We start from the raw sequence: 24,011 nt of genomic DNA on the forward strand, positions 1-24,011 counted from the left end.
CTCGTGAACAGTTCGCGCACGGAGCGCGAGAGCTGTTCACGAGAACTGGGTTCAGGTGAGCAGGTCGCGACACACGTGGTCCCACAGCCGAGTGGTGAGCGCGAGCGACTCGACATCGATGCGTTCGTCGTGGCCGTGGAACCGGGACCCGAACTCGCCGGCATCCAACTCGGGGCTGAACAGGCCGGCGCCGTAGGCCACCGCACCCATCTCCCGGTAGATCCGGGCGTCGGTGAACCCGACGACCAGTTGCGGCGTGAGTCGGGCGGTCGGGAACGGTTCGTTCACGGCCCGCGCCAGGGAATCCCACAACCGCGTGTCGACCGGCGAGATCGACGCCTGGTCGTTCATGATGATCTCCACCTCGACGTGATCGGCGAGGTCGCCGAGCGCTGCACGCAGGTGCGCATCGACCTCGGCGGGACCGTCGCCCGGCAGCGTGCGGATGTCGACGTTGATCTCGACATGGTCCGGGATGACGTTCGTCTTCATCCCCGGGCCGTCGACCAGGTTCGCCGAGAACGTCGTGTGGGTGCAGGCATGGAGATGCGCCGCCGCGGCAACCGACGGCAGTTCGTCGAGCAGCGCGTCGATCGAGCCCTCGTCGAGGAGCGCGTCCTTGATGTCGTCAGGAAGCCCGAGGGTGTCCACGCGGGTTCTCCAGAGCTCCGTGAATCTCGGTGCCGGGCGGTAGTCGGCAAGGCGCTGCACCACGCCGGCCGCTTTGACCAGTGCGTTGTCACTGCGGAACGGCATCGAGCCGTGCCCCGGGGTGCCGCGCACCGTGAGCTTGCGCCATGCGACTCCCTTCTCCGCCACGTTCACCCCGACGAACGGTGCGTCGGTCGGACCGGAGTGCAGGCCGCCGTTCTCCGTGAGCACGAAGTCGGCCCGAATCGCTTCGAGGTGATGCTCGGCCATCCAGCGCGCGCCGTGCGCGCTGCCCGACTCCTCGTCGGCGACACCGAAGTAGATCAGGTCGCCCTTCGGTCGGAAGCGACCGGTGGCGGCATCGTCGGCCAACCGGCGGAACGCCACGGCCATCGATGCGGTGAGGTTCAACATGTCGACCGCTCCCCGACCCCAGACCTCTCCCTCGATCAGCTCACCGCCGAACGGATCGTTGCTCCATCCGTCGGCATGGACGGGAACCACGTCGGTGTGGCCCATCAGGCACAGCGTCGGAGCGGAGGGATCGGAACCCGCGATCCGACCGACGATCGAGGCGCGACCGGGAACCGGCTCGAAACGCTCGACATCGACACCCGACCCGGCGATGACCTGATCGAGCACGTCGGCGTTGCGTGACTCGTGGCCCGACTCGGTGGTTCCGTCGTTGACACACTCGTTGCGAATCAGGGTCTGCAGGAGATCGACCGTTTGAGCGGTCATGGAATCGAGGCGTCGTTCGTCCATCGCTGCAACGTACAACGACCCGATTCCGCGAATGGACCCGCGGGTTGAGGCTGTTCGCGACCGCTCGTTTACAGTCGAACCATGACGACCGTCGAATCCGAACCCCCAGCCTCGCTGCTCGCCGACAAGGACGGTCGGTGGACAGCGCAGTGGCGGGAGCTGTACGCAGAGGTCATCACCAACGACCTCTGCACGGGCTGCGCCGGCTGTGTCGTGACGTGTCCGCACGATGTGATCGGCTACGAGCACGAGGAGGGCAAGTACATCCCGTTCCACCTCGAGGACTCGCTCGGTCTCGACAACTGCATCCACGGCTTCGGTGAAGAGGGTGGCTGCACGACGTGCACCCGCGCCTGCCCGCGGTTCCGCGCCTGGGAGCCGGCGGCCGACATGCACCTGTTCGGTCGCGTGCGTGAGCCCGACGAGATGGCCGGCATCTGGCGCCAGCTCTACCTCACCCGCGCCACCGACAAGACCGTCCACGAGAACGGCCAGGACGGCGGACTGGTCTCGGCGCTGCTGATCTGGCTGCGCGAGAACGACTACATCGACGCCGCGCTCGTGTCGGGCGTGGAGGACGACGACGCGTGGAAGGCCAAGCCGGTCGTGGTCGAGACGAAGGAGGAGATCCTCGCCACTGCGGGCTCCCGGTACACGTACTGCGCCAACCCGCTCGCACTCCCCGAGGCCCGCGAACGCGGCTTCGAGCGGCTCGCGCTCGTCGGCATGGGCTGTCAGACGTCGTCCCCGCCGGTCATGTGGGACCGCAAGGCCGGCAAGGTGTCCAAGCCGTTCCTGTTCAACATCGGCCTGCTCTGCTCGAAGACGTTCGACGACGCGATCTTCGAGGAGCTGTTCGAAGCCAAGTACGGGCTGAAGAAACAGGACATGCTCAAGATGAACATCAAGGGGGTGTTCCAGATCTGGATGAAGGACGGCTCGTACCACGAGATCAACCTCAAGGAATGCCACGCCTGGACCCGTCAGGGATGCACCACGTGCCCCGACTTCGCCGCCGAGCACTCCGACATCGCGACGGGCGGAATCGGCGAGAACAACGACTGGACGCTCACGATCGCCCGCACCGAACTGGGCGAGGAAGTGATCGAGCGGATGATCGCCGACGGCGTGATCGAGGCCAAACCGGCCCAGGAGGACGAAACGGCGATGCGGTTGCTGCGCCTGTTGTCGATCGTCAGCCGTCGACGTTGGCCGAAGGGTGCGAACGAGGCGCCGTCGGTCGGCGTGCCGCCGCCCAAGAAGAAGAAAGCCGCCGCGGCGACGTCGAGCTGACGCCGCTCAGGTGGTCGAGGTCAGAGACAGCTCTCGAGGCTGGCCTGGTACTCCGCGAGTTGCGCCTCGGCCTCGTCCTGGGTGGGACCGGTCTGCTCCAAGCCATCGGAGATCGCGCTCAGCTCGTCATCGCTGTACTCGTCGAGTTGCTCGAGGAGACATTCCTCGTCGAGATCGGGGTTGTCGACCGACTCGGCCTTGATGATGTCCTGCGCCACCCGCTTCGGGCCCGGATCGGATGTGCACGCGGTGAGGGCGAGGAGGCCGATCACGGCCGCAGCGACACCACGACGAGTGCGCGACCGACGCGGCTCGACGGTGTCCGCGTCGGGGGTGGGGATCGTCATCGTGTTCGCCTTCACAGTCCAATGAGGCTACTGGCGAGATCCCTCGATGCCCCCGTGACCGCCGCCGCCATCGGTCGTGGCGAGGGCGCGGGCCCGGGTGAAGACGGCGTCCAGCATGGGTTCGGTGAGGCGGCCCGTGAAGGTGTTCTGCTGGCTCACGTGGTAGCAGCCGAGCAGCAGCGGGCCCCCGTCGACCGGGACTTCGACACCGTGGCCGAACTTCGGCTTGGGGCGCACCCCGAAGTGGCGCAGTGCGGCGTCGAAGCCGAACGTCCCCAGGCAGATGACCACGCGCATCGACGACAACGCGGCGAGTTCACGGCGGAGGAACCCAGCACACGCATCTCGTTCCGCCGGTGTCGGCTTGTTCTCGGGCGGCGCGCACTTCACCGCGGAGGTCACCCAGGCGTCGGTCAGCTCCAAGCCGTCGTCGGCGGACACCGACTCGGCCTGGTTCGCCAGACCTGCCCGATGCATCGCCCGGAACAGCCAGTCACCACTGCGGTCGCCGGTGAACATGCGCCCGGTCCGGTTGGCACCATGCGCCGCCGGAGCCAGCCCGAGCACCACGATCCGCGCCGTGGGATCACCGAACCCGGTGATCGGTCGACCCCAGTACTCCTGGTCCCGGAACGCCGCCCGCTTCTCGGTCGCGACCTGCTCCCGCCAGGCCACCAGCCGGGGACATTCGCGGCACTGGATGATCTCCGCTCCGAGCTCGACGAGCGCCTCCACGGGTTCGACAGTAGATTCGACCTCGGCCATGACCAAGACGACCCCTGCATCCAACGGCACGCGCACGCCCGCGAAGCGTGCCGCCAAGAAGCGAGCGAAACAGCCCGCCGGACCGAAACCGACGACGATCCTGCTCGTCCGCCACGGTCAGACGCCGACGACGGGCAAGGTGCTCCCCGGTCGCGCGAAGGGCCTGCACCTCGCCGACGAGGGGCAGCGCCAGGCCGAGATCGCCGCCGAACGAATCGCCGAACTCGGGTCGGTCGCCGCGGTGTACTCGTCGCCGCTCGAGCGGGCAAAGGAGACCGCAGCCCCGATCTCGAAAGCTCTCGGCCTGCGCACCAAGGTCGAACGCGGCCTGTTCGAGTGCGACTTCGGGGACTGGACGGGAAAGGAACTCTCGAAGCTCAACAAGCTGCCCGAGTGGAAGACGGTGCAGAGCGCGCCGTCCACGTTCCGGTTCCCGAACGGTGAGAGCTTCACGGAGATGCAGACCCGGATGGTGTCGACGCTCGATCGCCTGCGCCTGCAGCACCCGGGTGAGACGATCGTCTGCGTGTCACACGCCGACACGATCAAGGCCGCGGTCGCGCACGCGCTCGGCACCCACATCGATCTGTTCCAGCGCATCGTGATCAGCCCGGCCTCGGTGAGCGCGCTCACCTGGCATGCCGGCGGCCCGATCGTGCTCGCCGTCAACTCGACCGGACGCCCGCTGACCGAGCTGCGGCCGTCCTGATCGGAGCACCCTGAACATCGCATGAGCATTTTCCACGAGTTCGACAACGTCGACAAGTTCACCGTCGGGACCGTCGGCCGCCCCGGAGACCGCACGTTCTTCCTGCAGATCCGCGCCGACAACACCCGCCTCGCGCTCAAGTGCGAGAAACAGCAGGCCGCCGCGATCGCGCAGTACCTCGACAAGGTCCTCGCCGACCTCCCACCGGTCGAGGACCGTCCGATCACCGGGGCGATGGAGCTGACCCCACCGGTCGAGCCCGTGTTCGTGCTCGGACCGATCGGGCTCGGCTACGACCGATCGAACGACAAGGTGCTCCTGCAGCTCGAAGAGGTCGGTGAGGTCGACGAGGAGGGCGAGATGCTCGAGGACGAGAACCGCGGCCACGTACGCATCTACATCACGCGCGGCCAGGCGGCGGCGTTCGCGAAGCACGCGAGCAACGTCATCGAGTCGGGGCGGGCCGAGTGCCAGTGGTGCTCGAACCCGATGGATCCCGACGGTCACGCCTGCCCGAGGATGAACTGAGGCGTGACCGACGCGCTTCACGACGAACCGGAAGGCGTCGAGCTCCGAGTCGATGACATCGACGATCCGATCGAGCACCTGTTGCACGGCGAGGTCGAGGTCGAGGGCCGGATGCCGCACAGTTCGAACGCGACGTTCCTGGTCCACGTGGTCCACGACGGCAAGACGCACCCGGCGATCTACAAGCCGATGCGTGGGGAACGGCCGCTGTGGGACTTCGAGCCCGGCTTGCACCGCCGCGAGGTGGCCGCGTACCGGCTGAGTGAAGCAATGGGCCTTCACGTGGTGCCACCCACCGTGCTGCGCGACGGACCGGTGGGTGAAGGTTCGTTCCAATGGTTCGTGGTCGCCGACCATCGGGAGCACTACTTCTCGATCTACGAGTCGATGCCCGAGTTGCACGACCGGCTGCGTGACATGGCTGCGCTCGACCTCGTCGCCAACAACACCGACCGCAAGAGCGGCCACTGCCTGCTCGTTCCCGCCACCGACGAGGCGCCGGCGAGCGTGTGGGGAATCGACCACGGCCTCTGTTTCGCGCCGGAGTTCAAACTGCGGACCGTGATCTGGGAGTTCGGCGACGAGCCACTCCCCGACCAGGTGATCGACGCCGCCAACCGCCTCGTCGATCGGGTCCCGCTCGACCTCGCCGCGCTCCTCGGCGACGACGAGGTCGAGGCGATCCGAGGCCGCGCGGCGTGGATGGTCGAGGAACGGCGCTTTCCGACCGACCCGACCGGTCGCCGCTATCCCTGGCCGCTGGTGTAGCGATGTCCACCCGCACGATCGTGGTGACGGTGAGCGACGAGTTCGCCGACGTGGTCACCGATCGGATGTGGCAGTGGGGCGTCCAGGCCGTGAGTGAGACCGGTACCGGCACCGGCACCGGCACCGGCACCGGCATGGTGGAGGTGGCCACCTCCGTCGGCAGCGACGACGACGCGATCGATCGGGCCGTCGCCACACTCGACCCGCAGTGGTCCGTCGAGATTCGCGAGGTGGACGACGCGGTTGCGCAGGTCGCTCCCGAATACCTCTCGCCCACCTGGTACGCCCCGGGAATGGTGTCGGTTCCGGAATCGCTCCTGCCGTTCACACCGGACGATCCCGACACCGTCGTGACCGTGATCGACCCGGGGAGCGCGTTCGGACTCGGCGATCATCCGACGACCCGCACCTCCATGGCGCTGCTGGCCCATCTCCTACGCCACGAACCGACATCGGCCGATCGGTTGCTCGACGTCGGGTGTGGGACCGGAGCGCTCGCCGTTCTCGCCGCGCAACTCGGCGTGCCGACCATCCGCGCGATCGACATCGCCGATGCGGCGGTCACGGCGACCCGTCACAACATGGAACTGAACGACGTCGTCGGCCGGATCGAGGTCGACACCACGCCGGTCGCCGATGTCGACGGCACCTACGACATCGTGATGGCGAACATCCTCGCGCCCGTGCTCGTCTCGATGGCTGCCGACCTGAAGCGGGTCCTCCGACCAGGGGGATCGCTGGTCATCAGCGGCATTCTCACCGATCGCCATGATCACGTGCTCGCGGCGCTCCGACCGCTCGCGCCGGTGCGGTCGCTGGAGCACGACGGCTGGATCTCGATCGTTCTGCACTGAGCCGTCCCGACGATCGGCCGGGATCGACGAACGTGGCACACTGCCACGCATGTTGCAGGATCGAGTCGACGACGAAACGCTCGATGGGTTGATCCACCGTGCCGACCTCGACGGTCTGGTGCGGATGATCGACGATCGCTCGTCGGCCCACGACTGGGCCGGCCTGCTCCGGGTGCGGGACCGGAGCCGGCAGGCGGTCGAGACCGGCCGCCAGCTGTGGCCCGCGGCGACACTCGCCGAGTATCGCCTTGCGCTGCGCGCCGATCCGGAGTTCGTGGCCGCCGTCCTCGACGAGCGCGACGGACTGTCCGGACGATTCACGATCGGACCGCTGACGGAAGTCGCCGCGCAGCATCACTCGTGGGGCGATCTCTCGGCGCACCTCGACCACGGACCGCGAGGATCGCTGGTCGCGCACGAACGGGCGATTCGCGGTGAGCCGATCGACGACACGGACCTCGCCGATGTGCTCGACATCCCGACCCGGCTGCAGCCGTGGGAGCCCGAGTACGCATTGGCCACCTACACCGACGGTGGCGCCGAGTTCCCCGCACCGGAACTGCCCGACGACTGGACCGATGCCGCTCCCGTCGCCGGAGCCGAGGTGCTCGACGACGAAGTGGACCTCGCACTCCGCCAGCTCGTGGAACCGTGGGTCACCGCGTCGAACGGACGGGCTGAATCGGTGTGTGTGACGGGCGATGTCGATGCAGCACTCGGTGCACTCGGGCTGCGCCGCGCCCGGATCTGCGAGCTCGAGCCGACGGACGCGATCGCGTGGATGGCGTGGGCGGGAGCAAGTGGCGGTGCACACGGCCGGCGTCGCGGTGCGGCATCCGGTCGCTTCGGAGCGTGGTGGTTGTTGGCGGCACTCGGCGACCTGCTCGACGACTGGCCGCTCGATCCCGAGGAACTGGGATCACTCGCCACCGAGTTGCGGTGGTTCCGGTGGAATGCGTTCGAACCCGAGATCGGCTGGTCGCTGCAACTCGCGATCTCCGATCCCGCCGAGGATGTGGCCTGGGCGATCACCGCTCAGGACGCGTCCTGATCGCCCGGAAAACGTCGACGGCCGGACCCGCAGGCCCGGCCGTCGATCGATTCGATTGATCCGAAGGATCAGCTGCGTGCGTTCAACGCTTCCAGCAGCTGAGGAAGCACCTTGTGGACGTCACCGACGATGCCGAGGTCGGCGACACCGAAGATCGGTGCCTCCTTGTCCTTGTTGATCGCGATGATGTTCTTGGAGCCCTTCATGCCGACCATGTGCTGTGTCGCACCGGAGATGCCCGCGGCGATGTAGACCGTCGGCTTGACGACCTTGCCGGTCTGGCCGACCTGGTAGCTGTACGGCACCCAGCCGGCGTCGACGATCGCACGCGATGCGCCGGGCGCACCCTTGAGCTTCTTGGCGAGCTCTTCGATCATGTCGAACTTGTCGGCCTCGCCGAGTCCACGACCACCCGACACGACCACGGCGGCCTCGTCGAGCTTCGGACCGGAGGTCTCCTCGACGTGAACCTCGGTGACGGTCGCGCCACCGGTCGAGCCCAGATCGGGCACGGGAGCGGAAGCGACCTCGCCGGCTCCACCGGCGCCGCCGGCGGGCTCGAAGCTCTTCGGCCGGAAGGCGGCCAGGAACGGGCCCTCACCGGTGAAGGTGGAGGTGACGATCTTGACGCCACCGAAGATCGGCGTCTTGACGCTGACCGAGTCGCCGTCGACCGAGATGTCGGTCGAGTTGGTGAGCACGGTGCGGTCGAGCTTGACCGACAGGCGCGACATGACGTCACGACCTTCGTAGTTCTGCGGGAACATGATGAGGTCGGGCGAGTCACCACCGTCGATGACGGCCTTCATCGCGGCCGACACGGCGGCACCCGGGAGGGCGCCGGCGAGGTCACCGGTCTCGTAGATCTTGGCGGCGCCGTGGTCGGCGAACGCGGCGGCTGCGTCACCGGCGGTGCCGGCGACGAACGCCGTCACGGAACCGCCGAGCGAGTTGGCCTTGGTGAGCAGCTCGAGCGTCGCGCTGGAGGCGCCGCCGGTTGCGTTGGTCTCTGCGAAGACCCAGATGTTGTCGATAGCCATGATCAGACTCCTCAGATGACCTTCAGATTGTCGAGGTACTCGACGATCTTGTTGAACGTTTCGCCGTCGTCTTCGATGATCTCGCCGGCCTCGCGGGCGGGAGCGTCTTCGACGGCCGTGATGGACTGGGCCCAGCTGACGGACTCGATGCCGAGGTCGGCAGCGGTGACGTTCTCGACCGGCTTCGACTTCGCGGCCATGATGCCCTTGAAGCTCGGGTAGCGGGGCTCGACGACACCGGCGGTGACCGACACGACGGCCGGCAGCGGACAGGTGACCTCGTCGTATCCGGCTTCGGTCTGGCGCTCCACCTTGACGGTGTCGCCGTCGACGGCGATCGACTTGGCGAACGTGACCGACGGAAGTCCGAGGACTTCGGCGATCTGCTCGGGCACGGTGCCGGTGTACCCGTCGGAGGACTCGGTTCCGGCGATGACGAGGTCGTAGTCGCCCGCCTTGCCGACCGCTCCGGCCAGGACCTTCGCCGTCGTCAGCGCATCAGCACCGGCGAGGGAGGGGTCGGAGACGAGCACCGCTTTCTCGGCGCCCATCGCGAGAGCAGTGCGGAGACCCGACACTTCCTCGTTGGGGGCCATCGAAACGAGGCTCACCGCGCCGCCGCCCGCAGCAGTGACAAGCTGGAGCGCCATTTCGACGCCATAGCTGTCTGACTCATCGAGGATGAGCTTGCCGTCGCGCTTCAGCGTGTTGTCGGCATCCAACTCACCCGGCAGCGCCGGATCAGGGATCTGTTTCACACACACGATCACGTTCATAAGGCGACCAAGTTACCGGCGGGTCAAGTCCGTCCCCCAAATCGCCACGATGTGACGTTTGCGCCGGACGCCTCCACCGACGCTCCCCGTCCGGGTCCCGGCCCCGCCGCGACCGTCCGCCCGAGCCACTACCGTTCACCCCTTGCGGATTCTGTTGATCGTCAACTCGTTTGCGTCGTCGGTGACGGCTCGCAACACCGTCGTGGTGCATCGACGGCTGGGTGAGGGCATCCGCACACCGGATGGAGCCACGCCGCGACGCCACGACGTCGAGATCGTCGAGACCAACCGCCGCGGGCATGCGACGCGCTTCGCGCACGACGCGGCGCGGCGCGGCGTCGACGTGGTGATCGGGTACGGCGGCGACGGCACGCTCAACGAGGTCGCGACGGGGATCGCCGGAACCGACAGCGCGCTCGGCGTCCTTCCGGGCGGGTCGACCAACGTGTTCGCACGCACGCTCGGGATGCCCAACGATCCGGTCGCGGCGGTCGAGGACCTCGTGCGCGGCATCGACGCCGAGCGCGTCGATTCGATCGGACTCGGCCAGGTCAACGGCCGCTACTTCTGTTTCCACACCGGCATCGGGTACGACGCGGCGGTCGTCCAGCGGGTCGAACGGCACGGATCGTTGAAACGGTGGCTCGGCCATCCACTGTTCATCTCATCAGGGCTGTCCACGTGGGCGCGGGGTTACGACCGGAAAGAGCCCCACTTCCGGGTGACCGGTGACGGCGGGGATGACTTGGAGGACGGCTACTTCACGATCGTGTTGAACACGAATCCGTACACCTACCTGGGGAATCGACCACTCGACCTGTCACCGCACGCCGGCCTGGACAAGGGCCTCGTGGCGATCACGTTCACCACGATGAGCGCCCGTGCGATCCTCACGTCGCTGGCCGGCGCGCTCCGCGGTGGAGGGGTCAAGCCCGCGGGTCACCTCGACATCCGTACCGACGTGGAACGACTGCGGATCGAGCACGACACACCGTTCCCGTATCAACTCGACGGCGACGCGCTCGGGGAGTCGACGTGCCTCGACATTCGCCACGTCCCCGACGCCGTCAAGCTCGTCTTCCCCACGCGGGACTGATCTCCGGTCCGTCCACCGCCACGTCCCGACCCAGGGCCGTGAGCGCCACATCGGGAACATCGGTACAGACGCCGTCGACGCCGATCGCCGCGAGTTCCGAGATTCGGTCGGCGTCGTTGCACGTCCACGTGTTCACCGCGAGTCCGGCGCGATGACATGCGCCGACCCGCTCCTCGTCGAGCGCGGCCACCCACGGGTGGATCGCGACGTGCCCTCGGTCGGCGGCGAGGCTGATCGCCCGGTCGGTCGGCGCGTGGGTGAGGAGAGCGGTCGGGATCTCGGGCGCAGCCGACCGGCAGTGATCGATCGTCCGGAGCGAGAACGACGAGATCAGCCAGCGGTGAGACCATTTCGGCCCACGTCGTCGGAGCGCCTCGATCGTCGGGGCGACGACGGCCATCGTCGGGTCGAATCCACCGTCATCCGCGCTGTTCTTGATCTCGACGTTCACGAGCATGCGGTCTCCGCACGCATCCAGGACGTCGTCGAGGCCCACGATCGAGTCGACCTCGCTCTGCGAATCCGGAAGCGGATTGTGGAACACCACCAGGCGGCTGCCGCCCTGCCCGTCGCCGGTGATGCGAACATCGAGTTCGACCCCGTCGGCTCCCATCGCGTCAGCCGCGGCGAACGCCTCCGGCGTGTTTTCGGGAAGTGCGAACGATGCCCCGCGGTGACCGACGACCTGCATGAGGGGCAGTATCACCGATCGCGCCGCGTCAACGGTCACACGTCACACGAAGTTCCTCTTGCGGCCACGTTCCGTCGCGCCTACTTTTTCGCCCGGCGAGGGGTCATTGACGACACTCGTCCTGACCTCATCGACGCGGTACCTCCACCGCGTCCCGACCAATACAAGGGGAATTCGAACGTGTCGATTCTTGCGTCCAGCCTGGCTCTCGGGGCCGCCGACTACGACTGGCGCGATGACGCCGTCTGCCGTGACACGGATCCGGCACTGTTCTTCCCCGTCGGGACCACCGGCAACGCACTCGTCCAGATCGATCACGCCAAGAACACCTGTGGCGAGTGTGTCGTGTCGCAGGAATGCCTCGACTTCGCGCTCGACACGAATCAGGACTCCGGGATCTGGGGCGGCCTGACCGAAGAGGAGCGTCGGGTCATCCGTCGCCAGCGCGTCGCCGCCGCTCGGGCGAAGCGCCAGGCCACCGCCAGCGCCTGATCCCCCCGGCACATCGCCGGCCGCTACCGTGGGCTGCATGATCGGTGGCCACATGGGTAATCCGAATCCGCAGAAGCAGGCATACACGTGCCAGACGTGCGGTGCGCCGCGTCCGCCGTACCAGTTCTACTGCGATCAGCACCTCGAGGACGGCGAGAAGTCCGACAAACCGCTGCTCATCGACCGGATCATGAAGCGCCTGTTCGGCCGCTCCTGACCGGCCGTCGGCACGAGATTCTCAGTCGGCGGTGGTGACGTGGAGTTCCACCACGGTTCCACGGCCGCGTACGGTTCCGTCGCCGAGACCGACCCCGTCGAGGTCCTTCGCGGTGGCCGGGCGCATCTCGATGGTGCCGTTGAGTTCGGTCGTCACCAGCGTGCGCACGATCGACAGCCCGAGACCCGTCGCCGCTTCGAGATCGAATCCCGGCTCGACACCGCGCCCGTTGTCGATCACCCGCAGCGCCAGGTCGGCCCCCTGATGATCGAGGACCACGGCCACGTCTCCGCCACCGGATCCCTCCGGAAAACCATGATCGACAGCGTTCTGGAGCAGTTCGGTCATCACGACGGAGAGCGGTGACGCGGCGTGAGCCGGAACGCGCCCACCGGAACCACTCACCGAGAACCGGACCGGACGATCGGGTGATTGCAGACCTTCCTCGGCCAGACGGAGGAGGGGTCGCACGATCTCGATGAACGCGATGTCGTCGCCCGGTTCACGCGAGAGCGACTCGTGCACCAGCGCGATCGTGCGAATCCGTCGGACCGATTCACCGACCGCCGCTTTGGCCTCGTCGCTCTCGAGCCGCCGCGACTGGAGGCGGAGCAGCGATGAGATCGTCTGGAGGTTGTTCTTGACACGATGGTGGATCTCGCGGATCGTCGCATCCTTCGACAGCAGGAGGCGGTCCCGTTTGCGGAGCTCCGTGACGTCGCGCACCAGGAGGAGCCCGCCGACGATCTCGGCGTCGTCCCCCGCCCCGCGCATGAGCGGGACACACCGGGCGAGCAGCGTGACGTCGGCACCCTGTTCGAACTCCTCGACGACCGGCTGTCGCTGCTCGAACGCCTGACGCGCCGGTCCGTCGTGGAACCCGAGTTCGGCGAGGCGCATGCCCACCGGGTTGGCCTGGATTCCGACTCGGTGCAATGCCGAGTTCGCGTTCGGCGACACGTAGGCGACCGCCGCGTCACGGTCGAGCATCATCACCCCGTCACCGACGCGCGGCGCGGCGCTCGAGTCGGCGACCCGACCGGCGAACGGGAAGGTGCCACATTCGATCATGTGCGTGAACTGGTCGAAGATGTAGGCGTACCCGCGCTCCAGTTCACCGAGGCTGCGGCCGGCACGCACGACCCATTCCTTCGTGAGCACGGCGATCACCCGCCCGTCGTGACGCACCGGAACCGCGACCACCCGCGCGGTTGATTCCTCGGTTCCGACGACGGGAACGTTGAGCGCGATGTCGCCTTCGACGCTCTCGCCGCCTTCGACGGCGCGATCCATCAGCACCTCGGCCTGGGATGCCCAACTCCCCACGAAGTCGATGGGGTACATCGTCTGATTCGTGGCAGGACGGACCTGGTCGATGATCATCCACCGGCCGTCGTCGGACCGGACGTGCAACAGCAGGTCGGAGAAACAGAGGTCCGCGAGGAAGGTCCATTCGGCGGTGAGCCGGTGGAGGTGATCGATGTCGCTCCGGTCGAGCGACGAGTGAGCGCGGCAGAGAGCTACGAGCGACGTCATTGCTTCGAGTCTGCCCCATCGGGCACCCCTCGGAGGTAACAGGCCAGCGATGCGAGCCCATTCAGGTCGTGAATGTCGCCGTGAAGCCACGGGACGGACACCGTGGTCGTCGCGAGCGCGGCCAGTTCCTTGCGGCGATCAGCTTCGCGAGCGGCGACCATGGCGAGATCGTCGAATCGCGTTGCCATCTGGTGCAGAACCCGATCGACGGTTGCGGCATCGTCGCCGGTCACGGTGGCGACCGCATCGGCGACGTCGGACACACCGTCGGACCCGGTTCGTTCCCCGAGGTCCCGCGCTGCAGCGCTCGCCTCGGTCGAGGCCAGGTCGGCCGGGAGGACACGGTTCGCCACGATCGCACCGACGGCCATCTTGCGTTCCTCGAGCGACTCGGCGAGGAAGCGGGCCTCGTGGGCTGGAGCGGTCTCCAGGGTCGACACGACGACGAATGCCGTGCGTGGGTCGACGAGCAGCGCCTCGACCTCCTTCGCACGTTTGATGAAACCCGACTCCATCTTCTGGAACAGCACGAAGAAGTCGGCGATGTCCTGGAGGAACCGCGAGCCCAGCACCCGATCGGCCACTTGGTAGAAGGGTTTCGACGCGAACGTGAACAGCCGCGACCGGTAGGGCACGGTCAACCACCGCAGGAGCCTGCTCCCGAAGAAGTCGGCCATCCGCCGCGGTGCGTCGAGGATCGTGAGCGCGTTCCGCGAGGGCGGGGTGTCGACGATCACGAGGTCGTACTCGCCGGTCGCGTGCAGGTCGTGCAACTGCTCCATGGCGAGGTAGTCGTGGCTGTGTACGAAACGACCCGTGATGTTCTCGTACAGCGGGTTCTCCAGCACCGCTTCACGGGTTGCCGCATCGGGAGCGTGGCGCCGGATCAGCTCGTCCCAGCCTGCTTTCGTGTCGAGCATCGCGACGTGGAGTTCACCCCGGATGGTGACTCCGGCCTCCTCGAACGCCTCGGTCGGGATCCGGTGTGGCGTGTTCCCGAACGACTCGATTCCGAGCGCAGTCGCCAGGCGCCTGGCGGGATCGACCGTGAGCACCAGGACGCGGCCGGGCTGCCGCTGCACCGCCGCGAGACCGAGCGCGGCCGCCACGGTCGTCTTGCCGACCCCACCGGAACCCGCGACGAGGATCATCTCGCGACTCGCGAGCAGGGGGTCGAGTGACGGGAGCGGTGCGGTCTGCGCCTGTCGGCGCGGCTTCGACCGCGTCGCGGCCGCCTTCTTCGCCGCGGTCTTCTTCGCCTTCTTCGCGGCCATCAGCCGAGCTCCTCGTCGAGTGCTTCGGCCACGAGCGTCACGACCCGATGCCCGTGGGCACGGGAGAAGAGCTCGGACACGGTGACGATCGGGAGTGGGGTCGACACCTCACCGGTCGATCCCGACGGATCCATCTCGGCGACCGCGGTGCGGAGGCGGCCGAGATGTTCGGCGCCGATCGCCCGGCGCGATTCGATGATCGACGCCGCCTCGACGACGGCACCGGCTCCGGGTCCGACGGCTGCGACCAACTCGGGCACGGCGTCGCCGATGTGACGCGCCACCGGTTGTTCGGCGCGGTCGAAGATCGCCGGGAGCACCCGATTCGCGATCACTGCGGCGGGGTGGCTCCCGGTTTCGGCACGGAGTCGTGTCAGGAGTTCGATCGACTCGGTGACCGGCATCTCCTCGGGCGTGGTGACGACCACGACGCCCGTTCGCTGCGGGTCCTCGAGGATGTCGAGCATCCACTGCGTCTGATCACGAACGAGGCCCACCTGGACCAGGTCGGCGATGACGCGTGGCGCGCCGATCTGGCTCACGACGTGGCCGCTCGCTTCCGCATCGACCACGACGAGGTCGTAGTTGCGCTCCTTGACCTCCCAGCACAACTTGCCGACGGCGAGGATCTCCTTGACCCCGGGCGCTGCGTCGGCGACGAAGTCGAACGTCGAGGCCAGGAGCCCGAGCCGACCGATCAGGGGGATCTTCACGAACAGGCGCAAGTACTCGCGCAGCGAGTCCTCGGTGTTCATCGACATCGCGTGGAGACCCGGAGCCACCTCGGTCGGTTCGAACTCCAGCGCGCCGACCTCGAAGGCGGTGGCGAGGGCACCCTTGGCATCCATCTCGCAGACGAGAACCCGCTGGCCGCGTACGGCGGCCACGGACGCGAGCGCCGCAGCGGTCGTCGTCTTTCCCACGCCGCCTTTCCCGGTCACGAAGACCAAGTCGAGATCGAGGAGGTGAGCCATGGGAGATGCGTTCCGGTCGGTCGATGCCGACCCGGAAGTCAGCCGCCGAAACCGATGCTGCGCGAACCCTCGGGCGAGCCGAGTTCGACGTACGCGATCTTCGCGGCAGGGACGAAGGACTCGTTGCCGCGCTTGTCGATGATGGCCAACACATCGCTCGCGCCGGCGAGCGCCGCCTCGATGCGCTTCTTCAGATCGTCACGATCCGCATCGTCCGCGAGTTCGATGTTGATCTCACGAGGGGCCTGCGTCACTCCGATACGTACGTCCACCTGTTGCACGCTACCGGCTCGGAAAATGTTCCCTGGTGCCAGTCACCGACGAACATCTTCGACGCGTGGCTTTCCGATGGTGCGTCGCCACACTGGAGGGATGGCAACCACTGCGGTCACCGAGGACCAGGTCATCGATGCGCTCCGACCGGTCGAGGATCCCGAGCTCCACCGCTCGATCGTCGACCTCGGGATGCTCAAGGCCGTACAGATCCGTGACAACGGGGTGGTCGGCGTGCTCGTGGCACTCACCGTTCCCGGCTGTCCGCTCAAGGGCGAGATCACCAAGCGGGTCTCGGAAGCGGCAACCGAGCTCGACGGGGTCGAGTCGATCGATCTCGAGTTCACCGTGATGACGGACGAGGAACGCGAGAACGTCCGCAAGATGGTGCACGGCGGTGGCGGCGCGGCCTCGGCCGGCGCGAACCAGGCCCACGGCCACGCCGAAGGCCGCGAGATCCCGTTTGCGAAGACCGGGTCCAAGACCCGTCCGCTGCTGATCTCCTCGGGCAAGGGCGGCGTCGGCAAGTCGTCGGTCACCACCAACCTCGCCGTCGCACTCGCCGAACAGGGCTACTCCGTCGGCGTGGTCGACGCCGACATCTACGGCTACTCGATCCCTCGGATGCTGGGCACCGACCGCGAGCCGGTCGTGATCGACGAGATGCTCGTGCCGCCGGAACAGTGGGGCGTGCGGTGCATCTCGATCGGCTACTTCGTGCCGCAGGGCCAGGCCGTCATCTGGCGTGGTCCGATGCTCCACAAGGCACTCGAGCAGTTCCTCACCGACGTGTTCTGGGACGAGCCCGACTTCCTCCTCATCGACATGCCGCCCGGCACCGGCGACATCGCGTTGTCGCTCGCGCAGTACCTGCCGCGGGGTGAGGTCTTCGTGGTCACCACCCCACAGCCGGCCGCCCAGAAGGTCGCCGCCATGTCGGCGGCGATGGCCGAGAAGGTCAACCTTCCGGTCCGGGGCATCATCGAGAACATGTCGTGGTTCACCGGCGACGACGGCAAGCGCTACGAGATCTTCGGGTCCGGTGGCGGCCAGGAACTCGCCGACGACCTCGGCGTGCCGCTGCTCGGCAAGCTCCCGCTCACCAACGCATTGCGCGAGGGCGGCGACGAGGGCAAGCCGATCACGGCGGTCGACCCCGAGTCGGAAACCGCCAAGGCGTTCCACCGGATCGCCCAGCAGATCGCGGTCGACATGAAGCCGAAGAAGGTCTACTCCGACGCCCTCAAGGTGATCTGACCCGGTCACACCCGGCATGGAGCTGGTTCCGAAGTACCGCTTCGAACGGATGGTGCGCGAAGCGCTCGACGACCTTCCCGACGAACTCCACCACGTGCTCGACAACGTGGTCGTCCAGGTCGTCGACCGGAACCCCGACGAACCGACGCTGCTCGGTCTCTACGAAGGCGTCCCCCACACCGAACGCACCGGGCAGGAAGGCCCCGACGTCGTGTCGATCTATCGTCGTGCGCTGTGCGAGATGTGCGAGGACCTCGACGATCTGGCCGACGAGGTGTACGTGACGGTGATCCACGAGGTGGCCCACGCTGCCGGGATCGACGATGCCCGGCTCCATGAGCTCGGCTGGGGATGACCCGGGCGCCCAGGACGCCGCCGAGTCGAACGACCGCCTCGATGGACTGATCGAGGCGAACCGTCCGGTCGCGCTCGCGATCGGCGAGCACGCCGCTTCGATCGCCGTGCTCGGCCACGGCGGGATCTCGGTTCCCGTGGGCGACCTGGCCGGCGTCGTGAGCCGAGGGGAGGTCGTGGGCCCGCGCTGGGTGTGGTGGTCGAACGACACCGCAGCATCGCTGCTGGACCTCGACGTGCGCGTCGCCCGCTGCTGGGACCTGTCGGCCGTGCACCGCCTGCTGGTCGGCGGGTGGACCAGCACGCCCGATCGCGTGTGGGCGCACACCCGCGGACTCGACCTCGACGGCATCCCGACCGTCCAGCCGGTCGATCTCTTCCATCAGAGCGACGATCACGACCCCGACGAGCCGATCCGAGTCGATGGCTATCTGCATCCCGATTGGTCCGGCGGCTCGTGGGCATCGCGCACTTCACGGGTGGCACGCTGGGCGGAGCTGGCACTCGACGTCCAACAGTTCCAGGAGGTCGCGCTGGACGACGTGGCCGCGGAACCGCACCCCGGCGCAGCACGCACGCGGGAGCACCTGCGCTCGACCGCACTCTCGGAGTCGGCGGCCGAGTTGATGTGCGCCGAACTCGCGCACGACGGCCTGCCGTTCGACCGATCCGTCGGCGAACGGATCGTCGCCGGGTTCGTCGGACCGCGACCGCGCGACGCCGCCGAGGAAGTGATTCGACTGGAGGAACTGGACGCCACCGTGCTCGGCCAGCTTCCGCCGGGAACCACGTTCGACCTGCGCCGGCCCGACCAGGTGAAGTCACTCCTGCGCCGCGTCGGTATCGAGGTCCCGGACACCCGCGCCTGGCGCCTCGAGGCGCTTCGCGATGCCCACCCGATCGTCGAACCCCTGCTCGCATGGCGACGCGCCGAACGGATTCGGACGACCTTCGGGTACCACTGGATCGACGAGCATGTCGACGCCGATGGCCGGCTGCGCGGCGAGTGGCACGGTTCCGACGGTGCAGCTGGACGGATGACCGCCACCGCCGGCCTCCACAACATGCCCGCCGAGATGCGTCCGGCCGTCCTGGCCGAACCCGGCCATCGTTTCGTTCGCGCCGACCTCGGTCAGATCGAACCGCGCGTGCTCGCCGCGGTGTCGGCGGACCGACAGCTCATCCGCGCCGCTCGCGAGGACGACATGTACGCCCCGGTCGCCGCGCGTCTCGGCGTCGAACGGTCGGTCGCGAAGGTCGCCGTGCTCGGCGCGATGTACGGACAGACGACGGGCATCGGCGCCGAGGCCCTGCGCGGCCTCGAGCGCGAGTACCCGGTGGCGATGGGCTACCTCCGACGAGCTGACGAAGCTGCGCAGGGTGGCCACGACCTGCGCACCTACGGCGGACGGCGGATCAGGATGTCGGGCGCGACCGCCGTGACGATGAGTGCCGGGGACGTCCGGTCGAGAGCCGCGGCTCGCGGCCGGTACGGGCGCAACGCGATGGTGCAGGGAGCCGCAGCGGAGTTCTTCAAGACCTGGGCGGCACTGATCCGGGCCCGCGGCCGACAGCTCGGAGTCGAGTTCGTTCTGTGTCTGCACGATGAATTGATCGCGCACGTCGCCGACGAACACGCTGAGGCGACAGCGCTGCTGTTCACCGAGTGCCTCGCCGAAACCGCTCAACGATGGGGTCCGCAGGACGGCGACCCGGTGCGCTTCGTCGCCGACACGAGCGTGATCGGCTGTTGGGCCGACGCGAAATAGCGCTGTACATCCCGGGTGAGGTGATCCAGACCAGTAGCGTCATGGCGGATGACCGGAGCCGACCTCCCCCCTCCTCCGTCCGGCTCGACGCCCGACCGCCCCTCGGCCGACGCGCACGCCGCCGCCGTCCCGCCGCCACCACCACCGCCTCCTCCACCTCCACCTCCGTCGGACCTCCGGGCGCCCAGCGGATACGTCGGGTACACCGCTGCGCAGGGGATGCGCGATCAGCTGAGTCCGGTCCGGACGACGGCACGGTGGGCGACGATCCTCGCCGGGATCGCCGGAGTCACCACAGCCATCGGTGCGGTGGCCGCCGCGTATGCCGCAGGAAAGGCCCAGGACTTCCTCGACGGCGAGATCAGCGAGGATGCGTTCCTCGACGCGAACAGCGTCGCCCCGCTCGCGTCGATCCTCAGCAACGCTGCGATGGTCGCGGCTGCGGTCTTCGGCGCGATCTGGATGTTCAGGATCTCGAAGAACGTCCGGATCCTCGATCGGGCGACGACCTTCGCTCCGGTGTTCGCGATCGTCGGTTGGATCATGCCACCGATGCTGTACGTCATTCCGCTCCTCGTCCTGCGGGAGTTGTGGCAGGCGAGTGACCCCGACACCGCACCCGGCGCCGAGGGATGGCGGGCGAGCGGAGAGAACCCGCTGCTCTACGTCTGGTTCGTCCTCTATGCGGTGATCCCGCTCCTGCTTCTCGCCGTCGGCTTCTCGTCGATGGTCAGCGCAGCGCTCAACTTCGACACCAGCACCGAGAGCCAGGCCGAATTCGCCTCGGCGACGAGCGTGCCGATTCTGCTCCTCAGCGGTGTGGCCACGCTGGTGGCCGCGGGAAGCTGGATGCTCGTCGTCAAGCGGTTGACCGAGCGCCACGTCGAACTCACCGGCGAGACCTGACGATGGGCCAGGTCGACACGATCTATCTCGTGCGTCACGCCAAGGCCGGCGAGCGCCGACTCTGGACCGGTGACGACACCGACCGACCGTTGAGCAAGAAGGGGTGGAAGCAGTCCGCGGCGGTCGCCAAGCGGCTCTCCGGCAAGCACACGACCGGCCTGTACTCGAGTGCCTACGTGCGCTGCGTGCAGACCCTCGAACCGCTCGCCGAACTCACCGGAGAGAAGGTGCGCATCGAACCCCGCCTCTTCGAGGACGAGCCGTTCGAGCCGGTCCTCGACCTGCTCGTCGAGGTCGAGAACGGTGCGGTGCTGTGCAGCCACGGCGACATCATCCCGGCCACGATCCAGGCACTCCACCGCCGCGGGATGACCGTCGAGACCCCGGTGGACTGGGGCAAGTCGAGCATCTGGGTCCTGCGCCGCAAGGGCGAGAAGATCACCAAGGGCAAGGTCTGGCCCGCCAAGATCTGATGGATCAGCTCGCTGCGGCGCGGATCTCGTCGGCGAAGCTGGCGATGAGCCCGGCGACGTCGGCGGGCGGATCGTTGTTCTCGCACTCCTCGACGTACGGCAGTGCCGCATCGGCATCGTCGCGGAAGTTGAACTCGATGATCGCGCTGAAGCAGTACGGGTCCGCGTAGGTCGGCTCGATCTCGATGGCCTGGTCGAGCGCCAGCCGAGCGATCGACAACTGCTCGTCGTCGACGCCGTCGGGACCTGCCGCCTGCCGGGCGAGGAGAGCAAAGGTCCAGCCGACGTACGCGAGCGCCTCGGCGTTGTCCTCGTCGCGTTCGATCGCCTGCTGGCTGACGTCGACGTAGAGCTGGTTCGCCAGAGCGAAGTCGCCACGGTTGAGCGCTGATCGCGCATCGACGAGTGTGCTGCGCATCTCGTCGGCAGGTGAGAAACCGGTGATCTCGTCGTTCACACCCCGCTCGCCGAAGGCGGCCGCGAGAGCGACGCCGATCCCGACCACAGCAACTGCGCACACAGCGACCACCGCAGCGATCCGCTTCCAGTTGCGGGGCCGCTTCGGCGGCAGCCGGCGCCGACCTTCGTCGAGCTGACGCAGCACCGAGGCGGTGCGTACCGTGTACCCGTCCTTCAGTTCCTGGTAGTCGACGTCATCGACGTCACCCGCCTCGTGCTCGCGCTCGAGATCTCGCAGCGACCGCAGCAGGTAACGCCGCTCTTCTTCGAGCTCTGCGAGCTTGTCGAGATGCCCGCCCGACTGCCGCGCGGTCGGCGACGCAGGCGTCGCGTCCGTCCCGCCCGCTTCCGGCTCCGACGTCCCGTTGTTCGCGGTGTCGTTGCTGTCCGTCTCCGCGTCGTCCACGGCGGTCACGAGTCGTCCTCGTCGTCGGCGAGCGCGGCGTCGACGAGGTCACGGTCAGCCTCGGTGGGATCCCCGAGACCCGCAGCTTCCAACTTCCACCGGCGGAACGCGAACGCCAGTCCGGCCACACCCACCACGAACACGAGCGCGGGGAGCACCCAGACCAGCGCTTCCAGACCGGACGATTCGGGAACGAGGAGCAGGTCACCCTCGTTGCGGGTGTCGATCAGGTTGAGGATCTCGGCATCGGACAACTCGTTCTGTCGCACCAGGTCCTCGACCTGGTTGCGCAGCGCCCGCGACGCGTTGTTCTGCGACTCGAAGACGCTCTCGCCATCGCAGACCGGGCACGCGATCCGCTGCGTGAGTTCATCGACACGGTCGGCCTGTGTCTGCGGGCCCGAGGTGCGAGTCGCCCCGACCACCAGGAACGTCGTGGCCACGACGATCATCAGGACCCAACCCGGCCACGACTTCAGCCGCTGGTTCAGCGTCGCCATCAGCCCAGCCCCTCACGCAGCTGCTGCAACGTGACGCTCAAATCCTCCGCGGTGACCGTGGAGATCGCCCGGAAACGCACGACTCCGTCAGGGTCGATGATCCAGGTCTCGGGCACGAGGTTGACGCCGAACGACGCCGGGATCACGTCACCGTCGGAATAGACGACCGGCCAGTCGCCGCCGCGCTCCTCGAAGAACTCCTCGACCCGAGGCTGGGTGTCGCCGAAGATCACGGAGTAGAACTCCGCCCCGTCGGCGCCGAGCGAGCGTTGCTGGTCGACGAACTCGATCAGCTCGGAATGCTCCTGCTGACACGGCACGCAGTCGGACTGGAAGAAGTTGAACACGACCCAGCTGCCCTTCCGCCGGGCGAGGTCGAACGGCGTGCCGTCACCGAGTTCTCCGACCGCCTCGGGGGCTGGGCGGTTCATCCACGGGGTCTCGGCGGTCTGCGCACCGTCGTCGGGTTCGGCTCCGATCAGGAGCACGACGAGTCCGATCAACACGATGGCGATGCCGAGCGCGATGAACGGCGCGACGATCGAGCGTCGCCGACCGGTCGTCGCGTCATCCTGCTGGTCGGCATCGACCTCGGTCGTCACCACGGAGTCCTCACTCATCGGATTCACCGATCTCGCTGCTCGACACCCCGACCTCGGCGCGGTCGTCGGCGATCGGCGCCGACACGGGATCGATCGCCCGTCGGCGGCGAGCCGAGGGGAACGCCGCGAGCAAGGTACCGATCGCCATGACGAGCCCGCCGATCCAGAGCCACAGGATCATCGGCTTCACGAACACCCGGATCGTCGCGGTCGGCTCGCCCGGCTCCGCGCCCGGTTCGAGCGTCAGGTACACGTCGCTCGACACGCCGGTGCGCACGGACGGGGTCCCGACGGTCTGACCGATGTTCAGGTACGTCGTGAGCGCCGGGCTGTACACCTGTGCGCCGTCGAGCAGCACGTTCGCCTTCAGCGCCCGCTCGCTCCCGGCGTCGTTGATCTCGCTCGTGACCGATTCCAGTTCGAAGGTGTGGCCACCCCACTCGGTGGCCTCGCCCTGCTCGAGTTCCAGTGTGGCCGAGTGGGTGAAGCTGTTCGACGCCGCGAGTGCGACGGCGATCAGGATGACGCCGATGTGCACGACCATCCCGCCGTTGGCGCGTCCGACGAGGCCGCGCCACCCCTGGCGGCGCGTCGCCAGCACGAGCTGACGCATCGCCGACCCGGCCGCGAACCCGGCGAGCCCGAACGCGATGAGCGGCGCCCATCCGTCGGCACCGACGAGCACCGCGACGGCCAACGACGCAACGCCGCACCAGGCCGGCCAGAACAAACGGGTCGCGAGCAGTTCCTGGCTCGCCTTGCGCCACGGCAGCACAGGGGCGACGGCCATCAGGAACAACAGCACGATGCCGATCGGCTGCGAGAGTCGATCGAAGTACGGCGCACCGACGACCGTCCGTCGATCCTGTACGGCTTCGATCAACAGCGGGAAGACCGTGCCGAGGAGCACGACGAACGCGAACACCGTGAACAGCACGTTGTTCGCGAGGAACGCTCCTTCACGGCTGAGCGGGGAGTCGATGGTGCCGGGCGATCGGAGCCGATCTCCACGCCATGCGATCAGCCCGAGCGACACCACGACGGTGACGATGAAACCGCCGAGCAGCCACGCACCGACCGGTCCGTTGCCGAACGCGTGGACCGACTGGATCACGCCCGATCGCGTGAGGAAGGTGCCGAGGATCGTCAGCGAGAACGTGGCGATCAGCAGGCTCAGGTTCCAGA

Annotated in this window: 28 protein-coding genes; 14 read left to right on the plus strand and 14 right to left on the minus strand. The window is 67.7% G+C overall.

Annotated elements, in window-relative coordinates; genetic code table 11:
* Positions 1 to 51: 51 nt before the first annotated feature.
* Complete coding sequence (locus ON45_RS11510; protein WP_051062933.1) at positions 52 to 1,416, minus strand: M20/M25/M40 family metallo-hydrolase; 1,365 nt, start codon at positions 1,414 to 1,416, stop codon at positions 52 to 54.
* Positions 1,417 to 1,497: 81 nt separating this feature from the next.
* On the opposite strand from ON45_RS11510, the gene ON45_RS11515 reads away from it, so the two are divergent.
* A complete protein-coding gene (locus tag ON45_RS11515; protein ID WP_040494027.1) occupies positions 1,498 to 2,709 on the plus strand; it encodes a Coenzyme F420 hydrogenase/dehydrogenase, beta subunit C-terminal domain in 1,212 nt (403 codons plus the stop codon).
* Positions 2,710 to 2,729: 20 nt separating this feature from the next.
* Here ON45_RS11515 and ON45_RS11520 read toward each other — a convergent pair whose 3' ends face one another.
* Entirely contained in the window at positions 2,730 to 3,071 is a 342-nt protein-coding gene (locus ON45_RS11520; protein WP_040494028.1) for a hypothetical protein, read from the minus strand.
* Positions 3,072 to 3,083: 12 nt separating this feature from the next.
* On the minus strand, positions 3,084 to 3,821 hold the full coding sequence (locus ON45_RS11525; RefSeq protein WP_051062934.1) for a uracil-DNA glycosylase: 738 nt from the start codon (positions 3,819 to 3,821) through the stop codon (positions 3,084 to 3,086).
* Between ON45_RS11525 and ON45_RS11530 the strand changes: the two genes are divergently transcribed.
* Genes ON45_RS11530 through ON45_RS11550 form a run of 5 tightly spaced genes read left to right on the plus strand, consistent with a single transcriptional unit; the run spans position 3,820 to position 7,731 of the window.
* The gene (locus ON45_RS11530) at positions 3,820 to 4,530 is read left to right on the plus strand and encodes an MSMEG_4193 family putative phosphomutase (protein WP_083914826.1); all 711 of its coding nucleotides are present in this window, start codon (positions 3,820 to 3,822) and stop codon (positions 4,528 to 4,530) included. The genes ON45_RS11525 and ON45_RS11530 overlap by 2 nt on opposite strands.
* A 21-nt stretch (positions 4,531 to 4,551) precedes the next feature.
* Entirely contained in the window at positions 4,552 to 5,058 is a 507-nt protein-coding gene (locus ON45_RS11535) for a DUF3090 family protein (protein WP_040494029.1), read from the plus strand.
* A 3-nt stretch (positions 5,059 to 5,061) separates the two neighbouring features.
* Entirely contained in the window at positions 5,062 to 5,826 is a 765-nt protein-coding gene (locus tag ON45_RS11540; protein WP_083914828.1) for an SCO1664 family protein, read from the plus strand.
* 2 nt (positions 5,827 to 5,828) lie between these two features.
* Positions 5,829 to 6,680, plus strand: coding sequence for a 50S ribosomal protein L11 methyltransferase (locus ON45_RS21445; protein ID WP_051062935.1), 852 nt, complete (start codon positions 5,829 to 5,831; stop codon positions 6,678 to 6,680).
* Positions 6,681 to 6,729: 49 nt separating this feature from the next.
* The gene (locus ON45_RS11550) at positions 6,730 to 7,731 is read left to right on the plus strand and encodes a DUF6183 family protein (protein WP_040494030.1); all 1,002 of its coding nucleotides are present in this window, start codon (positions 6,730 to 6,732) and stop codon (positions 7,729 to 7,731) included.
* Positions 7,732 to 7,799: 68 nt separating this feature from the next.
* Here ON45_RS11550 and ON45_RS11555 read toward each other — a convergent pair whose 3' ends face one another.
* Positions 7,800 to 8,771 carry an electron transfer flavoprotein subunit alpha/FixB family protein gene (locus ON45_RS11555; protein WP_040494031.1) on the minus strand — a complete coding sequence of 324 codons (972 nt, stop codon included), beginning with the start codon at positions 8,769 to 8,771 and terminating at the stop codon, positions 7,800 to 7,802.
* An 11-nt stretch (positions 8,772 to 8,782) separates the two neighbouring features.
* Entirely contained in the window at positions 8,783 to 9,547 is a 765-nt protein-coding gene (locus tag ON45_RS11560) for an electron transfer flavoprotein subunit beta/FixA family protein (protein ID WP_040494032.1), read from the minus strand.
* Positions 9,548 to 9,689: 142 nt separating this feature from the next.
* Between ON45_RS11560 and ON45_RS11565 the strand changes: the two genes are divergently transcribed.
* Entirely contained in the window at positions 9,690 to 10,643 is a 954-nt protein-coding gene (locus ON45_RS11565; protein WP_040494034.1) for a diacylglycerol/lipid kinase family protein, read from the plus strand.
* Here ON45_RS11565 and ON45_RS11570 read toward each other — a convergent pair.
* Positions 10,615 to 11,334 carry a glycerophosphodiester phosphodiesterase gene (locus ON45_RS11570; RefSeq protein ID WP_040494036.1) on the minus strand — a complete coding sequence of 240 codons (720 nt, stop codon included), beginning with the start codon at positions 11,332 to 11,334 and terminating at the stop codon, positions 10,615 to 10,617. The two genes, ON45_RS11565 and ON45_RS11570, sit on opposite strands and share 29 nt — an antisense overlap.
* A gap of 180 nt (positions 11,335 to 11,514) precedes the next feature.
* On the opposite strand from ON45_RS11570, the gene ON45_RS11575 reads away from it, so the two are divergent.
* On the plus strand, positions 11,515 to 11,826 hold the full coding sequence (locus ON45_RS11575; protein ID WP_277619174.1) for a WhiB family transcriptional regulator: 312 nt from the start codon (positions 11,515 to 11,517) through the stop codon (positions 11,824 to 11,826).
* 37 nt (positions 11,827 to 11,863) lie between these two features.
* Positions 11,864 to 12,043 carry a hypothetical protein gene (locus ON45_RS22710; RefSeq protein WP_148288651.1) on the plus strand — a complete coding sequence of 60 codons (180 nt, stop codon included), beginning with the start codon at positions 11,864 to 11,866 and terminating at the stop codon, positions 12,041 to 12,043.
* Positions 12,044 to 12,064: 21 nt separating this feature from the next.
* Here the strand turns inward: ON45_RS22710 and ON45_RS11580 are convergent, their stop codons facing one another.
* Genes ON45_RS11580 through ON45_RS11595 form a run of 4 tightly spaced genes read right to left on the minus strand, consistent with a single transcriptional unit; the run spans position 12,065 to position 16,099 of the window.
* Positions 12,065 to 13,579 carry a sensor histidine kinase gene (locus tag ON45_RS11580; RefSeq protein WP_051062936.1) on the minus strand — a complete coding sequence of 505 codons (1,515 nt, stop codon included), beginning with the start codon at positions 13,577 to 13,579 and terminating at the stop codon, positions 12,065 to 12,067.
* Positions 13,576 to 14,853 (minus strand): ArsA family ATPase, encoded by a 1,278-nt coding sequence (locus tag ON45_RS11585; RefSeq protein WP_051062937.1) that lies wholly within the window; start codon positions 14,851 to 14,853, stop codon positions 13,576 to 13,578. The genes ON45_RS11580 and ON45_RS11585 overlap by 4 nt, the downstream gene beginning before the upstream one ends.
* A complete protein-coding gene (locus tag ON45_RS11590; protein WP_040494037.1) occupies positions 14,853 to 15,827 on the minus strand; it encodes an ArsA-related P-loop ATPase in 975 nt (324 codons plus the stop codon). The genes ON45_RS11585 and ON45_RS11590 overlap by 1 nt, the downstream gene beginning before the upstream one ends.
* 38 nt (positions 15,828 to 15,865) lie before the next feature.
* The gene (locus tag ON45_RS11595) at positions 15,866 to 16,099 is read right to left on the minus strand and encodes a DUF3107 domain-containing protein (protein WP_051062938.1); all 234 of its coding nucleotides are present in this window, start codon (positions 16,097 to 16,099) and stop codon (positions 15,866 to 15,868) included.
* A 100-nt stretch (positions 16,100 to 16,199) separates the two neighbouring features.
* On the opposite strand from ON45_RS11595, the gene ON45_RS11600 reads away from it, so the two are divergent.
* From ON45_RS11600 to ON45_RS11620, 5 genes are read left to right on the plus strand one after another with little or no spacing between them, the layout of a single operon-like run.
* On the plus strand, positions 16,200 to 17,357 hold the full coding sequence (locus ON45_RS11600) for an Mrp/NBP35 family ATP-binding protein (protein WP_040494040.1): 1,158 nt from the start codon (positions 16,200 to 16,202) through the stop codon (positions 17,355 to 17,357).
* 16 nt (positions 17,358 to 17,373) lie between these two features.
* Complete coding sequence (locus ON45_RS11605; RefSeq protein ID WP_040494042.1) at positions 17,374 to 17,712, plus strand: metallopeptidase family protein; 339 nt, start codon at positions 17,374 to 17,376, stop codon at positions 17,710 to 17,712.
* Entirely contained in the window at positions 17,693 to 19,480 is a 1,788-nt protein-coding gene (locus ON45_RS11610) for a DNA polymerase (RefSeq protein ID WP_051062939.1), read from the plus strand. The genes ON45_RS11605 and ON45_RS11610 overlap by 20 nt, the downstream gene beginning before the upstream one ends.
* Before the next feature lie 48 nt (positions 19,481 to 19,528).
* The gene (locus tag ON45_RS11615; protein ID WP_083914830.1) at positions 19,529 to 20,386 is read left to right on the plus strand and encodes a DUF4328 domain-containing protein; all 858 of its coding nucleotides are present in this window, start codon (positions 19,529 to 19,531) and stop codon (positions 20,384 to 20,386) included.
* Positions 20,387 to 20,388: 2 nt separating this feature from the next.
* Entirely contained in the window at positions 20,389 to 20,859 is a 471-nt protein-coding gene (locus ON45_RS11620; protein WP_051062940.1) for a SixA phosphatase family protein, read from the plus strand.
* 4 nt (positions 20,860 to 20,863) lie between these two features.
* Here ON45_RS11620 and ON45_RS11625 read toward each other — a convergent pair whose 3' ends face one another.
* The 4 genes from ON45_RS11625 to ON45_RS11640 form a co-directional block, all read right to left on the minus strand.
* A complete protein-coding gene (locus ON45_RS11625) occupies positions 20,864 to 21,733 on the minus strand; it encodes a tetratricopeptide repeat protein (RefSeq protein WP_040494046.1) in 870 nt (289 codons plus the stop codon).
* Positions 21,730 to 22,224, minus strand: a complete 495-nt coding sequence (locus tag ON45_RS21450) for a cytochrome c-type biogenesis protein (protein ID WP_051062941.1) — start codon at positions 22,222 to 22,224, stop codon at positions 21,730 to 21,732. The genes ON45_RS11625 and ON45_RS21450 overlap by 4 nt, the downstream gene beginning before the upstream one ends.
* Complete coding sequence (locus ON45_RS11635; RefSeq protein WP_040494048.1) at positions 22,224 to 22,844, minus strand: TlpA family protein disulfide reductase; 621 nt, start codon at positions 22,842 to 22,844, stop codon at positions 22,224 to 22,226. Before ON45_RS11635 ends, ON45_RS21450 begins: the two co-directional genes overlap by 1 nt.
* The coding region (locus ON45_RS11640) for a heme lyase CcmF/NrfE family subunit (protein WP_277619175.1) at positions 22,837 to 24,011 on the minus strand (1,175 nt) is incomplete at its 5' end. The genes ON45_RS11635 and ON45_RS11640, both read right to left, overlap by 8 nt.

The organism is Ilumatobacter nonamiensis YM16-303 (assembly GCF_000350145.1).
Classification (GTDB): domain Bacteria; phylum Actinomycetota; class Acidimicrobiia; order Acidimicrobiales; family Ilumatobacteraceae; genus Ilumatobacter_A; species Ilumatobacter_A nonamiensis.

Bases quoted from the DNA above. Each gene is read 5' to 3' on its own strand.
- ON45_RS11510 (WP_051062933.1), bottom strand. From the start codon at position 1,416: ATGGACGAACGACGCCTCGATTCCATGACCGCTCAAACGGTCGATCTC.
- ON45_RS11515 (WP_040494027.1), top strand. From the start codon at position 1,498: ATGACGACCGTCGAATCCGAACCCCCAGCCTCGCTGCTCGCCGACAAG.
- ON45_RS11530 (WP_083914826.1), top strand. From the start codon at position 3,820: ATGACCAAGACGACCCCTGCATCCAACGGCACGCGCACGCCCGCGAAG.
- ON45_RS11525 (WP_051062934.1), bottom strand. From the start codon at position 3,821: ATGGCCGAGGTCGAATCTACTGTCGAACCCGTGGAGGCGCTCGTCGAG.
- ON45_RS11535 (WP_040494029.1), top strand. From the start codon at position 4,552: ATGAGCATTTTCCACGAGTTCGACAACGTCGACAAGTTCACCGTCGGG.
- ON45_RS21445 (WP_051062935.1), top strand. From the start codon at position 5,829: ATGTCCACCCGCACGATCGTGGTGACGGTGAGCGACGAGTTCGCCGAC.
- ON45_RS11550 (WP_040494030.1), top strand. From the start codon at position 6,730: ATGTTGCAGGATCGAGTCGACGACGAAACGCTCGATGGGTTGATCCAC.
- ON45_RS11555 (WP_040494031.1), bottom strand. From the start codon at position 8,771: ATGGCTATCGACAACATCTGGGTCTTCGCAGAGACCAACGCAACCGGC.
- ON45_RS11560 (WP_040494032.1), bottom strand. From the start codon at position 9,547: ATGAACGTGATCGTGTGTGTGAAACAGATCCCTGATCCGGCGCTGCCG.
- ON45_RS11570 (WP_040494036.1), bottom strand. From the start codon at position 11,334: ATGCAGGTCGTCGGTCACCGCGGGGCATCGTTCGCACTTCCCGAAAAC.
- ON45_RS22710 (WP_148288651.1), top strand. From the start codon at position 11,864: ATGATCGGTGGCCACATGGGTAATCCGAATCCGCAGAAGCAGGCATAC.
- ON45_RS11580 (WP_051062936.1), bottom strand. From the start codon at position 13,579: ATGACGTCGCTCGTAGCTCTCTGCCGCGCTCACTCGTCGCTCGACCGG.
- ON45_RS11585 (WP_051062937.1), bottom strand. From the start codon at position 14,853: ATGGCCGCGAAGAAGGCGAAGAAGACCGCGGCGAAGAAGGCGGCCGCG.
- ON45_RS11590 (WP_040494037.1), bottom strand. From the start codon at position 15,827: ATGGCTCACCTCCTCGATCTCGACTTGGTCTTCGTGACCGGGAAAGGC.
- ON45_RS11600 (WP_040494040.1), top strand. From the start codon at position 16,200: ATGGCAACCACTGCGGTCACCGAGGACCAGGTCATCGATGCGCTCCGA.
- ON45_RS11605 (WP_040494042.1), top strand. From the start codon at position 17,374: ATGGAGCTGGTTCCGAAGTACCGCTTCGAACGGATGGTGCGCGAAGCG.
- ON45_RS11610 (WP_051062939.1), top strand. From the start codon at position 17,693: ATGAGCTCGGCTGGGGATGACCCGGGCGCCCAGGACGCCGCCGAGTCG.
- ON45_RS11615 (WP_083914830.1), top strand. From the start codon at position 19,529: ATGACCGGAGCCGACCTCCCCCCTCCTCCGTCCGGCTCGACGCCCGAC.
- ON45_RS11620 (WP_051062940.1), top strand. From the start codon at position 20,389: ATGGGCCAGGTCGACACGATCTATCTCGTGCGTCACGCCAAGGCCGGC.
- ON45_RS21450 (WP_051062941.1), bottom strand. From the start codon at position 22,224: ATGGCGACGCTGAACCAGCGGCTGAAGTCGTGGCCGGGTTGGGTCCTG.
- ON45_RS11635 (WP_040494048.1), bottom strand. From the start codon at position 22,844: ATGAGTGAGGACTCCGTGGTGACGACCGAGGTCGATGCCGACCAGCAG.